Origin of the sequence: Sphaerisporangium aureirubrum (assembly GCF_042658925.1) — a bacterium.
Classification (GTDB): Bacteria; Actinomycetota; Actinomycetes; order Streptosporangiales; family Streptosporangiaceae; genus Sphaerisporangium; species Sphaerisporangium aureirubrum.
Window position 1 is genome coordinate 1 of sequence record NZ_JBHSRF010000088.1, and the last position, 12,748, is coordinate 12,748.

The 12,748-nt window shown below is 70.5% G+C and carries 14 protein-coding genes and 1 tRNA gene; 9 read left to right on the forward strand and 6 right to left on the reverse strand.

What is annotated here, in order from left to right; translation table 11 throughout:
• The first annotated feature begins 58 nt into the window (after window positions 1-58).
• Window positions 59-1,138: a D-alanyl-D-alanine carboxypeptidase family protein gene (locus ACFP1K_RS35095; RefSeq protein ID WP_380761698.1), complete on the forward strand. Its 1,080-nt coding sequence runs from the start codon at window positions 59-61 to the stop codon at window positions 1,136-1,138.
• A 13-nt stretch (window positions 1,139-1,151) separates the two neighbouring features.
• On the opposite strand, the gene cpaB is transcribed toward ACFP1K_RS35095, so the two are convergent.
• The 4 genes from cpaB to ACFP1K_RS35115 all read right to left on the reverse strand — a co-directional run bounded on the left by cpaB (window position 1,152) and on the right by ACFP1K_RS35115 (window position 5,156).
• Window positions 1,152-1,781 carry a Flp pilus assembly protein CpaB gene (gene cpaB, locus ACFP1K_RS35100; protein ID WP_380761636.1) on the reverse strand — a complete coding sequence of 210 codons (630 nt, stop codon included), beginning with the start codon at window positions 1,779-1,781 and terminating at the stop codon, window positions 1,152-1,154.
• Between the two features lie 40 nt (window positions 1,782-1,821).
• Complete coding sequence (locus ACFP1K_RS35105; RefSeq protein WP_380761638.1) at window positions 1,822-2,628, reverse strand: S-methyl-5'-thioadenosine phosphorylase; 807 nt, start codon at window positions 2,626-2,628, stop codon at window positions 1,822-1,824.
• A 418-nt stretch (window positions 2,629-3,046) separates the two neighbouring features.
• On the reverse strand, window positions 3,047-3,358 hold the full coding sequence (locus tag ACFP1K_RS35110; RefSeq protein ID WP_380761640.1) for an FmdB family zinc ribbon protein: 312 nt from the start codon (window positions 3,356-3,358) through the stop codon (window positions 3,047-3,049).
• Window positions 3,359-3,653: 295 nt separating this feature from the next.
• A complete protein-coding gene (locus tag ACFP1K_RS35115; RefSeq protein ID WP_380761642.1) occupies window positions 3,654-5,156 on the reverse strand; it encodes a potassium/proton antiporter in 1,503 nt (500 codons plus the stop codon).
• Window positions 5,157-5,390: 234 nt separating this feature from the next.
• Between ACFP1K_RS35115 and ACFP1K_RS35120 the strand changes: the two genes are divergently transcribed.
• Window positions 5,391-6,338 (forward strand): LCP family protein, encoded by a 948-nt coding sequence (locus ACFP1K_RS35120; RefSeq protein WP_380761644.1) that lies wholly within the window; start codon window positions 5,391-5,393, stop codon window positions 6,336-6,338.
• On the opposite strand, the gene ACFP1K_RS35125 is transcribed toward ACFP1K_RS35120, so the two are convergent.
• Entirely contained in the window at window positions 6,313-6,900 is a 588-nt protein-coding gene (locus ACFP1K_RS35125) for a 5-formyltetrahydrofolate cyclo-ligase (RefSeq protein WP_380761646.1), read from the reverse strand. The two genes, ACFP1K_RS35120 and ACFP1K_RS35125, sit on opposite strands and share 26 nt — an antisense overlap.
• A gap of 25 nt (window positions 6,901-6,925) precedes the next feature.
• Between ACFP1K_RS35125 and galU the strand changes: the two genes are divergently transcribed.
• The 7 genes from galU to ACFP1K_RS35160 all read left to right on the forward strand — a co-directional run bounded on the left by galU (window position 6,926) and on the right by ACFP1K_RS35160 (window position 11,871).
• Window positions 6,926-7,831: a UTP--glucose-1-phosphate uridylyltransferase GalU gene (gene galU / locus ACFP1K_RS35130; protein ID WP_380761648.1), complete on the forward strand. Its 906-nt coding sequence runs from the start codon at window positions 6,926-6,928 to the stop codon at window positions 7,829-7,831.
• Entirely contained in the window at window positions 7,828-9,024 is a 1,197-nt protein-coding gene (gene glp / locus ACFP1K_RS35135; RefSeq protein ID WP_380761650.1) for a molybdotransferase-like divisome protein Glp, read from the forward strand. The genes galU and glp overlap by 4 nt, the downstream gene beginning before the upstream one ends.
• Window positions 9,021-9,491 carry a cyclic pyranopterin monophosphate synthase MoaC gene (moaC, locus tag ACFP1K_RS35140; RefSeq protein WP_380761652.1) on the forward strand — a complete coding sequence of 157 codons (471 nt, stop codon included), beginning with the start codon at window positions 9,021-9,023 and terminating at the stop codon, window positions 9,489-9,491. The genes glp and moaC overlap by 4 nt, the downstream gene beginning before the upstream one ends.
• Window positions 9,488-9,955, forward strand: coding sequence for a MogA/MoaB family molybdenum cofactor biosynthesis protein (locus ACFP1K_RS35145; RefSeq protein WP_380761654.1), 468 nt, complete (start codon window positions 9,488-9,490; stop codon window positions 9,953-9,955). The genes moaC and ACFP1K_RS35145 overlap by 4 nt, the downstream gene beginning before the upstream one ends.
• A 150-nt stretch (window positions 9,956-10,105) precedes the next feature.
• Window positions 10,106-10,738 (forward strand): GNAT family N-acetyltransferase, encoded by a 633-nt coding sequence (locus ACFP1K_RS35150; RefSeq protein WP_380761656.1) that lies wholly within the window; start codon window positions 10,106-10,108, stop codon window positions 10,736-10,738.
• 173 nt (window positions 10,739-10,911) lie between these two features.
• Entirely contained in the window at window positions 10,912-11,733 is an 822-nt protein-coding gene (locus ACFP1K_RS35155) for a hypothetical protein (RefSeq protein WP_380761658.1), read from the forward strand.
• Window positions 11,734-11,797: 64 nt separating this feature from the next.
• Window positions 11,798-11,871: transfer RNA gene (locus ACFP1K_RS35160), tRNA-Ala, on the forward strand.
• Window positions 11,872-11,979: 108 nt separating this feature from the next.
• Here the strand turns inward: ACFP1K_RS35160 and ACFP1K_RS35165 are convergent.
• Window positions 11,980-12,705 (reverse strand): LysR family substrate-binding domain-containing protein, encoded by a 726-nt coding sequence (locus ACFP1K_RS35165; RefSeq protein ID WP_380761660.1) that lies wholly within the window; start codon window positions 12,703-12,705, stop codon window positions 11,980-11,982.
• Between the last annotated feature and the right edge of the window lie 43 nt (window positions 12,706-12,748).

The window sequence follows — 12,748 nt, forward strand, 5'->3', positions numbered from 1 at the left end:
GCTGTAGTAACGTGCGGGGCGGGCGCGGGTCAATCAGTCGCAAAATGGAGGCTTGAGCGTGCCAGCTCCTCGGTCGGTGGGCCTTGTTGCGGTGGTGATGGCGGTTGTTTCGCTGTTTGTCGTGACTGGGTCGGGGATGGCGCAGGCGGGGGCGGTTGAGGGGGTTAAGCCTCGGCGGGGGCCGGGGGATTTGACGGAGCTTCGGCGGGAGGCTGAGCGGTCGTCGAAGGAGTTGGCGGAGGCTACCAAGGCGTTGGAGCAGCGGCAGGGGACGTTGACCAAGGCTGACAAGGAGCTGAAGGGCAAGCTGGCGGAGCTGCAGAAGGCCAACGTTGAGTTGTCCAAGGTGCGGAAGCCGTTGTCTGATCTTGTGCAGTCGTTGTATCAGGCGCCGTCGGGTGGGGATCTCGCGCCGCTCTTCTCGGGGCAGGAGGAGGGCAGTCTGCAGGCCTTGAGTGATATGACCTATCTGGTGTCGGGGCGGGATGAGGTGCTCGCCGACGCGGGGCGGTTGTATCAGGAGCAGCAGAAGCTGGCGGGGCAGGCTCAGGATCTGCGGGCCAACAAGCTGCTGGTCGAGGCGCAGCTCAACATGGAGATCGACACGCTGCGGAAGCGGTCGGCGACTGTGGTCAAGACGTTGACGCGGACGTTGGTGAAGCTTGGGGTGAAGGTCAACTCGGGGGGGCGTACGGGGGCGGCCTGTGATCCGACTCAGGTGCGGGCGGCGGACAACTTCCCCAATGGGTTGTTGCCGGTGAACGTGTTGTGTCCGTTGCAGCAGCGGGGGCAGGAGCTGCGGGCGGACGCGGCGATCGCGTTCGTGGCGCTCAACGAGGCGTACCGGAAGCGGTTCGGGAAGCCGATGTGTGTCACGGACAGCTATCGGAGTCTGGGGGATCAGCAGGCGGTGTTCTACCGGCGGCCGGGGTTCGCGGCGGTGCCGGGGCGGAGTAATCACGGGCTGGGGTTGGCGGTGGATCTGTGCGGTGGTGTGGATGTTTTCAGGTCGGCGCAGTTCAACTGGCTTGAGACGAACGGGAAGCAGTTCGGGTGGATACATCCGGATTGGGCGTACAGCAGTCCGTTCGAGCCGTGGCATTGGGAGTATGACCCGAAGATCGGGTCGCTGCTCTAGCGACTGGTTTCGGTCAGGGGGTTCTGCCGTGGAGGGCGATCGACAGGCGGGCTGTCGTGGCGGCGTGGGCCAGGCGGGTTGCCTGGTCGGGGGTGGTGGCCAGGACGATCAGAGGGCCGCTGTCGGTCGGTTGATCGGGGTTTGGTGCCGGTAGGGCGATCACGGTCAGTGACGGGATGACGGTGGGAGTCGGTGGGGTGGGGGTGTCCTCCCATTGGGTTGTGGTGCCGATCACGTCTATCACGTCGCCGGGGTGGACGAGGGTGGCTGCGCCTGGGTCGTGGAGGCGGACGGGGGTGGCTCGCATGCCTGGGCCGTAGGTGTCGACGAGGGTGGGGCCGAGGAGGCGGAGGTCGGTCAGGGGCTCGCCGCGGCGGAGGGGGGCGGCCAGGACGCGGCCGGTGAGGGGGGTGCCTGGGCGTAGGGCGCCGTCGGGGACCGCGTGATCGGGGAGGTGGATCACGGTCAGGTCGGTGGCGGTCAGGGGGCCGCTCTTGAGGTCGTGGGCGGCGGCGAGGATTGCGGTGGTGGGGGGCGGGTGTACGGCGAGGGTGACGCACCAGGTGGCGGTGGCGGCCAGGAGGACGGCCAGGAGCCGGCGATGACGGTTGATCAGCCGGAGGGGGGGTGCTGTTTGCCGCATCGCTGGCTCCTGGGATGGCCTTTCCGGGTGTCGGGGCCGGTCAGGGGAGGTCGAAGGGGAGGGGGATGCCTGTCAGGGCTTCGGGGCAGGGGCAGGTGCGGTCGAGGGACAGCTCGGCTACGACGGTGCCTACGAGGGTGCGCATGCGTTCGCTGTTGGCGGCGAAGAAGCTGAGGACCTCTTCCTGAGTGACGCCCTCGCCGGTCTCCACGCCGGCGTCGTGGTCGGTGACCAGGGCCAGGGGGGTGTAGCAGAGGGCCAGCTCGCGGGCCAGGACGGCTTCGGGGTGGCCGGTCATGCCGATGATGGACCAGCCGTTGGAGCTGAACCACTTGGATTCGGCTCGGGTGGAGAAGCGGGGGCCTTCGATGATCACCAGGGTGCCGCCGTCTATGGCCGGCCAGCCTTCTGCTTGCGCCTTTTCGTAGGCGAGGGTGCGGCCTCGGGGGCAGTACGGGTCGGCGAAGGGGACGTGGACGGCGCCGCCTGCCTCGTAGTAGGTCTGGTCTCTGCCTGAGGTGCGGTCGATCAGTTGGTCGGGGATTACCAGGGTGCCTGGGCCGTAGTCGGCGCGGAGGGAACCCACTGCGCTGGGGGCGACCACCTGGCGAACACCTAGGGAGCGTAGGGCCCAGAGGTTGGCGCGGTAGGGGATGCGGTGGGGTGGGTAGCGGTGGTCACGGCCGTGGCGTGGGACGAAGGCCACTGAGCGTTCGCCGATCTGGCCTACCGTGATCACGTCGCTGGGGGGGCCGTAAGGGGTGTCTACCTCGATCTCTTTGGCGTCTTCGAGGAGGGAGTAGAAGCCGGAGCCGCCGATGACGCCGATGTCCGCTGTCATGACCATGGGCGAGAGATTAGCGCGCTGGAGGGGGTGGGGTGAGGGGTGAGGTTGGTCCTGTGGATAACCCTGGTGCGCTGTCTCGGTCGGCCGCCGTATGGGGGCGCCGGATTCGCCGTCCTGCGTCCCGCCGCGTCGGCGCCTGCTTGGGTGCTGCGGGTGGGGGAGGGCTGTGGCACGTGGGCGTGCGGAGCGTGGTGCGGGGGCGCGTGAGTGGAGCGCGTGTGGCCGGGGCCCGTTAGCCGGGGGGGTGGCGTGCGGAGCGCGGTGGGGGGGCGCGTGAGTGGAGCGCGTGTGGCCGGGGCCCGTTAGCCGGGGGGGTGGCGTGCGGAGCGTGGTGGGGGGGCGCGTGAGTGGAGCGCGTGCGGTCGGGGCCCGTTAGCCGGGGATGGTTGTACGGCCGGGGGCCGTACAACCATGGGTTCTAGGCGGCGGAGCTGCTTGTGGTGGTGCTGGAGGAGGAGGAAGAGGCGGTGGAGGCCGGTTCCTTCTTGGGGGTGGAGTCGCTCGTGGTGGTGCTGGTGGCGGGGGCGGTGGTGCTCGGCGCGGTGGAGGAGCCCGAACGGTTGTCGGTTCGGTAGAAACCGGAGCCCTTGAAGACGATGCCTACGGCGGAGAAGACCTTGCGGAGCTGGCCCTGGCACTGGGGGCAGGTGGTCAGCGCGTCGTCGGTGAAGCGCTGGACGACCTCGAGGCCCTCACCGCATTCGGTGCAGGCGTACTGGTAGGTAGGCACGCACTCCTCCTTATATGGCTCAGCGTAGTTTGGCACTCTACCTGTGCGACTGCTAATGGTACGCAGCCGATTAGGGTAAACGCCACCCAGGGCGTTTCTAGTCCCGGTCCCGCAGACGCCGGTAGGGAGTGAAACGGCTGGTCGGGCCGGGGTGCCCGGCGGTGGGAAGGGGTGGTCTAAGGGTGCCGGGCGAGCCGGAGGGGAGCGCGGCCAGAGGCGTGCGGCGGGCAGGGACGCGAGGGGGGTTCGGTCTACCCGGGAGGCGACGGTGGCGCCGGAAGGTCGCGATCACCGGTCAGTCGCCGCGTTCCCCGAACCAGCCTGCCAGCTTGCCTCGGCGGCTGATGGCCCGCAGGCGCCGTTCCACGGTCAGCCGGTGCTGGGCGATGGTGACGAGCAGCAGCTGGTCCCCGGTGCGCAGCCGGGTGCTGGGTTCGGGGACGAACGAGTGGTTGTCCCGGACGATCATGGTCACCGCGGCGTCGGACGGCAGTCGTAGCTCGAAGATCTCCACGCCGTGCAGCCCGGAGCCAGGCGGGATGGTGACCTGGAGGAGGTCGGCGTTGAGCTCCTCCAGGGGCGCGGACTCGACGTCCAGCTCGCGGGCCTCGTCGGGTGCGGTGATGCCGAGCAGGCGGGCGAGGTACGGCAGTGACGGGCCCTGCACCATCGTGAAGACGATCACGATGACGAAGACCTCGTTGAAGATCCCTTTGGCCCCGGGCACCCCGGCGGCCCACGGGATGGTGGCCAGCACGATGGGCACCGCGCCGCGCAGCCCGGCCCAGGACAGGAAGATCTGCTCGCGGGTGCTCAGGACGTCGATGCGCGACAGCCGTACCACCAGCGCGGACGCCATCACCGACAGCGGCCGGGCGAGCAGCACCAGCGTCAGGCCGCCGACCAGGCCGGGGCCGATGGTGGACGGCAGTTCGTACGGGCTGGCGAGCAGGCCGAGCATGACGAACAGCCCGATCTGGGCGAGCCAGGCGGCGCCTTCGGCGAAGCCGCGGGTGGCGATGCGGTGCGGCAGCCTGGCGTTGCCGAGCACCAGGGTCGAGAGGTACACCGCGAGGAACCCGCTGCCGTGCAGCAGCGCCGCCCCGCTGTAGGTGACCAGGGCCAGCGCGAGCACGGCGATGGGATACAGGCCGGACGCGGGCAGCGCCACGCGGCGCAGCGCGTACGCGCCGAGCGGCCCGACGACCAGGCCCACGGCGGTGCCGACGGTGAGCTCGATCACGGCGTCGAGCAGGACGTGCCCGGCGCTGGGCAGCGTGGTCGCGGTGGTGCTCAGCATCATGACGACGATCACGGTGGGTGCGTCGTTGAAGCCTGACTCGGCTTCGAGGATCCCGGCGAGCCGCGGCGGCAGCGGCAGGCGGCGCAGCACGGAGAACACCGCGGCGGCGTCGGTGGAGGCCAGGATGGCGCCGAGCAGCAGCGAGGAGCGCCAGTTCATGTCCAGCAGCCAGTGCACGGCCCCGGCCAGCGCGAGGATGCTGACGACGACGCCGAGCGTGGCGAGCACCAGCGCCGTGGGCACGGCCCGCTGTACGTGCTGCCAGTTGGTGGTCAGGCCGCCCTCGGCGAGGATGACGGCGAGCGCGATCAGCCCGATCTGCTGCGCGAGCTGGGCATTCTCGAACTGGATGCCGAGGCCCGCCTCACCGAGCAGCAGCCCGAGACCGAGGTAGATCAGCAGGCTGGGCAGTCCCGTGCGGTGCGCGACCCGTACCGAGGCGATGGCGACGATGACGACGACGGACGCGAGCAGCAGCCAGATGTCCAGATCCACCGGCCTCCGATCTCGCGTTTTCGGGCCATTCTGTCGTATTCGTATAGCCCCCTACCACGATGAACTACTTTCAGCTACCGTCACACGCGACACACGCGTTACATCATCAAGACGGGTCATCACGTGACGGACGAGACTTCCCCGGTCGCTGAAAACACGGGGGACGCCGGCGAGGAGAAGATCGTCCGGACGGAGCCGAGGAAACGTCCCCGTCTGCTGCGACGGTTACTCATCGTGACCGCGCTCGGCGTGGCGATGGTGGTCGCGGCAGGGTTCGCGGTGCTGATGGAGCGTCAGTTCGCGCTGAACGGCAACATCGAGCGCATCCCGGAAGCGTTCCCCGAGGAGGCGGGCCGTCCGGTCAAGACGGTCGGTGAGGCGCAGAACTGGCTGCTCATCGGCTCGGACAAGCGGCCGGGCGAGGCGGGCAACCAGCGGGCCGACACCATCATGATCGTGCATGTCCCGGCGGACCGGGCTCGGCTCACCCTCATCGGCATCCCCCGCGACTCTTATGTCCGCATCCCCGGCCACGGAAACAACAAGATCAACGCCGCGTACTCCTTCGGCGGGCCCAAGCTGCTGATCCGCACGGTGGAGGACCTGACCAGGGTCCGCATCGACCACTTCGCCGCCCTGGACTTCCAGGGCTTCGTCACGATGACCAAGGCGATCGGCGGCGTCGACGTGTACGTGGCCCGCGAGGTGTACGACCCGGCGAACAAGGTCACCTGGCCGCAGGGCACGGTGCACCTGGAGGGCGAGAAGGCGCTGCTGTTCGTCCGGCAGCGGTACAACCTCCCCGGCGGGGACTTCGACCGGATCCGCCGCCAGCAGGCGTTCATCGGCGCGATGGGCCGCAAGATCATCAGCCGGGACCTGCTCACCGACCCCCTCAAGCTGAACGACTTCCTGGAGGCCCTCACCCGCGCGGTGAGCGTGGACTCGGGGGTGACGCTGGGCACGCTGCGTGACCTGGCGCTGGAGCTGCGGGACGTCAGGCCGGACGACGTCGACTCGGCCACCCTCCCCAACCTGGGGTCGGTCACGGTGCGTGGCGCGAGCGTCGTCCGGCTGGACAAGAAGGCCGGTGAACGGTTCTACGCGGCGATCAGGGACGACAAGCTGACCGACTACTTCGACAGGAGCGGCGGCCTCAACGACCTGACGATCCTGCCGTGACGCCGGGGATGCGCACGATCCCCGACGGCAGCGCCGCCATCGACACCGGCCGGTCGTGAGGCTCGGCCGGCACGCCGACCAGCTCCCCCTCGTGCAGCAGCGCCACGGTCGGCACGTTCGGCCCCACCCGGGCCAGCGCCCGGTCGTACGACCCCCCGCCCCGCCCGAGCCGCATCCCGGTGACGGGGTCCACGGCGAGCGCGGGCACGATGACCAGCGCCGCCGTGCGGATGGCGTTGACCCCCCGCGGCGTGTCGACCGGCTCCATCAGCTTGCGCGGGCCGGGCGCCAGCGAGTCGGGGCCGTCGTACACCGCCCAGTCCAGGTCGTCGTCCGGCCGCAGGATGGGCAGGATGACCGTGGCGCCGTGCTTCCACAGGGCGAAGACCAGCCCGTGCGTCGCAGGCTCGGTGCCCGTCGACCAGTACGCCGCGACCAACCCGGCCATCTGCACCCAAGGTTGGTCGAGTAGCGTTTCCCTGATCGCTGTCGCGGAGCCGCGTGGATCGGCGACCTCTGCTCGTGCGGTGACGATCCTGCGGCGCAGCTCCGCTTTGTCCACTCGGCCCTCCATTAAGGTGCATCCCATGGCTGACTACGATCCAGTGACCAAGGTCGTCATCCCCGCCGCGGGGCTCGGCACGAGGTTCCTCCCGGCCACCAAGGCGACCCCCAAAGAGATGCTGCCGATCGTCGACAAGCCGGCCATCCAGTATGTCGTCGAGGAGGCGGTCGCCGCCGGGCTGCTCGATCTCCTCATGGTGACCGGCCGGAACAAGCGCTCCATCGAGGACCACTTCGACCGAGCGTACGAGCTTGAGGAAGTGCTCGCGGCCAAGGGCGACGAGGAACGCCTGTCCCAGGTGCTCGAACCCGTCGAGATCGCCACTTTCCACTACGTACGCCAGGGCGAGCCCAAGGGCCTCGGCCACGCGGTCCTGTGCGCCAAGCAGCACGTCGGGGACAACCCCTTCGCCTGCCTGCTCGGCGACGACCTGATCGACCACCGGGACCACCTGCTCCAGCGCATGATCGAGGTGCGCGACACCTACGGCGGCAGCGTGGTCGCGCTGATGGAGGTGCCGCGCGAGCAGGTCTCCCTGTACGGCTGCGCCGAGATCGCCCCCACCTCCGAGGACGACGTGGTCCGGGTGACCGGCCTGGTCGAGAAGCCGCCGGCGGACGAGGCGCCGTCCAACTGGGCGGTCATCGGGCGGTACGTCATCGACCCCGCGGTGTTCGAGGTGCTGGAGAACACCCCGCCCGGCCGGGGCGGCGAGATCCAGCTCACCGACGCGCTGCTGGAGCTGGCCGGCCGGGAGAACGACGGCGGCGGCCCGGTGCACGGGGTGCTGTTCCGCGGGCGGCGCTACGACACCGGCAACAAGCTCGACTACCTGCGCACGGTCGTGCAGTTCGCCTCCGAGCGGCCCGACCTGGCCCCGGACTTCATCCCCTGGCTGCGGGAGTTCCTGGACGACAGCGCGTCATGAAGCCGGTCGACGCGCATCTGGCGGAGATCCTGCGCACGGTGCGACCGCTGGACCCGGTCGAGATCGACCTCGACCGGGCCCTCGGCGCGGTGCTGGCCGAGAGCGTCACCTCGCCGGTCGCGCTGCCGCCGTTCGACAACTCCGCCATGGACGGCTACGCCGTGCGCGCCAAGGACGTCGAGACGGCCACTGAGGACCGTCCGGTCCTGCTGCCGGTGGTCGCGGACGTTCCCGCCGGGGAGCACGCGCCGCACGTGATCGAGCCCGGTTCGGTCACCCGCATCATGACCGGCGCGCCGGTGCCCGAGGGCGCCGACGCCGTGGTGCCGGTCGAGTGGACCGACGGCGGCACGGTGCGCGTCGCGATCCACCGGCCCGCCGAGGCCGGCAACGCGATCCGCCGCTCGGGCGAGGACGTCCGGGCCGGGGACGTCGTGCTGGATTCCGGCACGCTGATCGGCCCCGCCCAGCTCGGCGTCCTGGCCGGGGTGGGGCGGCGTGCCGTGCGGGCCCTCCCGCGTCCCCGGGTGCTGGTGCTGTCCACCGGCGCGGAGCTGGTCGACCCGGGGCTGCCGCTCGGGCCCGGCCAGATCTGGGAGTCCAACAGCTACACCCTGGTCGCCGCGGTGCGCGAGGCGGGCGGCGAGGCGTACCGCAGGAGCGCCGTCGGCGACGACCCGGCGCTGTTCCTGGAGATCCTCACCGGCCTGCTCCCCGAGGCCGACGCGGTGATCACCAGCGGCGGCATCTCGATGGGCGCCTACGAGCCGGTAAAGGAGGCGCTGACCCCGCTCGGCACGGTCCGCTTCGAGAAGGTCGCCATGCAGCCGGGCATGCCGCAGGGCTTCGGGGTGGTCGGCGAGCGGGAGGTCCCGATCTTCACGCTGCCTGGCAACCCGGTCTCGTCGTACGTCTCCTTCGTCCTGTACGTCCGCCCGGCGCTCGCCCGGATGCGGGGCCTGCCCGCCGGGCCGCCGCCGATGGTTACCGCCACCACGACCGCGGCGCTGCGCTCGCCGTCCGGCAAGCGTTCCTACCTGCGCGGCGTGCTGGACGGCGACCGCGTCGCGCCGGTACGGGGCCAGGGTTCCCACCAGCTCGCCGCGCTGGCCGCCGCCAACGCCCTGATCGTCGTGCCCGAGGACGCCACCGAGGTGCCCGCGGGCGCCGCCGTGGAGGTGATCCCGCTGTGAGTGAGCTGACCCATCTGGACGAGTCCGGCGCGGCCCGCATGGTGGACGTGTCCGGCAAGGACGTCAGCGTCCGGACGGCCCTCGCGACCGGCCGCGTGCTGCTGTCGCCCGAGGCGGTGGCGGTCCTGCGTGCGGGCGACGTGCCGAAGGGCGACGCCGTCGGGGTGGCGCGCATCGCGGGCATCCAGGGGGCCAAGCGCACCCCTGAGCTGATCCCGCTGTGCCATCCGATCGCGGTGCACGGCGTGAAGGTCGACGTCGGCGTCGAGGACTACGGCGTGCTGATCAGCGCGCGGGTGAAGACCGCCGACCGCACGGGCGTGGAGATGGAGGCGCTGACCGCCGTGACGGTGGCCGCGCTCGCCATGGTCGACATGATCAAGGCGGTCGATCCGGCGGCGGTGATCACCGACGTGCGGGTCGAGGAGAAGACGGGCGGCAAGACCGGCGTCTGGACCCGGCCGTGAGGGCGCTGGTGGTGACGGCGTCCAACCGCGCCACCGCCGGGATATATCCCGACAAGTCCGGGCAGCTGCTCGCCGAGCTGCTCGCCGAGGCTGGCTGCGAGGTGGACGGCCCCCGCGTGGTGCCGGACGGCGAGCCGGTCGAGGACGCGCTGCGCGAGGGCGTGCGGGCCGGGTACGACGTGATCGTCACCACCGGCGGCACCGGGCTGACGCCGCAGGACCTCACGCCCGAGATGACCCGGCGGGTGATCGACCGCGAGATCCCCGGCATCGCGGAGGCCGTAAGGCAGGCCAACCGCGAAAAGGTGCCTACGTCCGTGTTGTCCCGGGGGCTCGCCGGGCAGGCGGGCCGCACCCTCATCGTCAACCTCCCCGGCTCCTCGGGCGGCGTGCGCGACGGCATGGCCGTCCTCGCGCCGGTGCTCAGGCACGCCGTCGACCAGATCCACGGCGGCGATCACTGACCTGTCCAGGCCATCCCCGGACCACCTCCCGCAAGAGTGCCGTTACCCGGTACGCTGCGCCATCGGCTTGGCACTCCTCGGTGGGCGGTGTCAAGGGGGACATAAGGTACGCCATGGCGAACATAGGGTTCGACAGGGGATGATTGACCCGTGGATCGACTACGCGGCTGGCCGGTGACCCTGGAAGAAGGGCCGGTAGGGCTCCGGCCGCTGCGACTGCGCGACGTGAGCGTGTGGCGGGAGACGCGGCTGCGCAACGCCGACTGGCTACGGCCGTGGGAGCCGAGCAACCCCGAGACGCCGCTGTTCCGCACCGGCCTCGGGCCCTACATCTCCATGGTCGGCACGCTGCGGCGTGAGGCACGCCAGGGCCTGGCCCTGCCGTGGGTCGTCACCTGGCGCGGCGCGTTCGCCGGGCAGCTCACCGTGGGCGCCATCGTGTGGGGGTCGGCGCGGTCGGCCCAGGTCGGCTACTGGGTCAGCGGTGCCCTCGCCGGACGCGGCATCATCCCGACCGCGCTCGCGATGGCCGTCGACCACTGCTTCTTCACGGTCGGCCTGCACCGCCTGGAGGCCAACATCCGCCCGGAGAACCACGCGAGCCGCCGTGTGGTCGAGAAACTCGGCTTCCGCGAGGAGGGCGTGCGCCGCCGTCACCTGCACATCGACGGCGCCTGGCGCGACCACATCTGCTACGCCCTCACCCTGGAGGACGTCCCGCGCGGGCTGCTGGCGCAGTGGCGGCAGAGCGGCCAGAAGGCGCCGCACGATGGCATGGCTTAGCGTGGCATAGCGAGCTTTGACCGACGCTTGGCGATAAACAGGTTGACGATCTCGCGACACACCGCACCGAATGCTCGTCAACCAGTGACACCCGGTCCTACGGTGCGTCACGTGAACACATTCGCGCCGGCACCCAGTCCCACGGCGTGTTCACGCTGCCCCGAGGAGGCCGGATGAGCAGTGCCTTCCTCTATCTCGGCATCGTGGTGATGTGGCTGTGCGTCCTGGTGCCCATGTGGCTGCGCCGAGACCGCCATGCCCTCGAGCACGCCGAGCCGTACGCCGACTACCCGGACGGCGACACCCTCACCGACATGTCGTCCTCCCCGATCGTCGTCCACCCCGACGACGACACCATGGACCTCCCGGTCCCCTCCGGTCAAGCGCCCGCCACGGGTGTCCCCGCGAACCCCGCGGAAGACCGTTCCGCGACCCTCCCGAAGGCCGAGGCCGTCCTCCGTCACGAGATCATCGGCTCACGCCACGAGCGGGCAAAGGCCACCGCCCCGCAGGCCGGGGAGGCGTGGGAACGGCCGCCCGAGGAGCAGCTGGACCAGGAGCCACAGGACGAAGAGCCACAGGAGCAGGAAGCCCTCGGCGCCGACGCCGCTCCCGAGCGGCTCTCCCCCGCCGAGTCCCGCCGCAGGGCCCGCGTCATGGCCCGCCGCCGCCGCTGGCTGCTGTGGAGCGTCCTGCTGCACGCGGGCACGTATGTCGCGTGCATCACCGGCTGGCTGCCCTGGTGGGCCCTCACCCCCTCGGTGCTGGTCCTGGCCGGCTACCTGATGATGCTGCGCGTAGCCGTCTCCACCGACCGCGACCGCCGCGCCGCCGCCGCCCGCGCCCACGCCGAGCAGGAGCGCCGCGCCCGCGAGCACCGCGAGGCCGAGGAACTCGCCGCCCAGCAGGCCGAGGCCGACGTCCTGGAGTTCCGCAGACGCGCCGAGCCCTTCGACCAGTACGCCGACCGCCACCGCCGCGCCGTGGGCGACTGACCCCTCCTCCCCGGCCCGGTGGCGCGGACGACTCCCAAAGTTTGCTAATCTGGTCGGGTCCTAGGGGGCTGTAGCGCAGTCCGGTAGCGCACTTCGTTCGCATCGAAGGGGTCAGGGGTTCGAATCCCCTCAGCTCCACCCAGAGACAAGGCCCGTCAGGCGTGATCCTGATGGGCCTTTTTGCTGCTCAGAAGCTTTTCGCCAGATCCTGGCGGGATTTGGGGTACGGCTTGAGCGGGCTGCGGGTCATCTAGGACGGTTGCGCTTACTTTTGCGGGTGGTCGGCGTGGTTCGGCGGCTGGAGGTCTGGGTGGGTTTCTGGGGCTGCCGTTGGGCGGGGTTCTTCGCGGGGGAGGCGGGGGGGCGGCCTCGGGAGCTGTTCGGTGTTCGGCCGCGGACTATGCCGATGAAATCTTCTACCAGGTCGGTGGTCGCGTCTGTGGGCCAGGTCAGTGCGACCTGGGACTGGGGGGCGTCCGGTACTGGACGGTAGGTCAGGTCCTTGCGGTGGTGGAGGCGGGCCAGTGACTGGGGGACCAGGAGGATCGCGGTGCCGGACGCTACCAACTCGACCGCGTTCGCCGTGGTGGGCGGCCGGGTGAAGGCGGGTAGGCCGGGGCGGGTCGTCCAGTCGATGGGGTCGTCCAGGGGGTGGAGCACCTCGTGGTCGTCGAGGTCGGCGATCGTCACCTCGTCGGTGGTGGCCAGTGCGTGGTCCTTGGGCAGCACGACCACCGTGGTCTCCACGTAGAGAGGGATCACGCTGAGGCCGTCCCGGTCGACCGGGAGTCTGACGAACGCGGCGTCGGCGGCGCCGTTCCGCAGGAGGGGCACCGCCTCGGCGGCGGGGACGGCGGCCAGGGTGATCGGTACGCCGGGGATCCTCTCGGTCCAGACGTTGGCCCACTTCGCGGGTGTCACCCCCGGCACGTACGCCAGCCGGAACACCTTGCCGATCTCTCCCTCAGTCACTTCCCCAGGGTAGCGATGTCAGGGGAACTGCTTCCGGCTGGCT

Coding starts and splice junctions, on each gene's coding strand:
- cpaB (WP_380761636.1), bottom strand. CDS start 1,781: ATGCGGCAAACAGCACCCCCCCTCCGGCTGATCAACCGTCATCGCCGG.
- ACFP1K_RS35105 (WP_380761638.1), bottom strand. CDS start 2,628: ATGGTCATGACAGCGGACATCGGCGTCATCGGCGGCTCCGGCTTCTAC.
- galU (WP_380761648.1), top strand. CDS start 6,926: ATGGCTGACTACGATCCAGTGACCAAGGTCGTCATCCCCGCCGCGGGG.
- glp (WP_380761650.1), top strand. CDS start 7,828: ATGAAGCCGGTCGACGCGCATCTGGCGGAGATCCTGCGCACGGTGCGA.
- ACFP1K_RS35155 (WP_380761658.1), top strand. CDS start 10,912: ATGAGCAGTGCCTTCCTCTATCTCGGCATCGTGGTGATGTGGCTGTGC.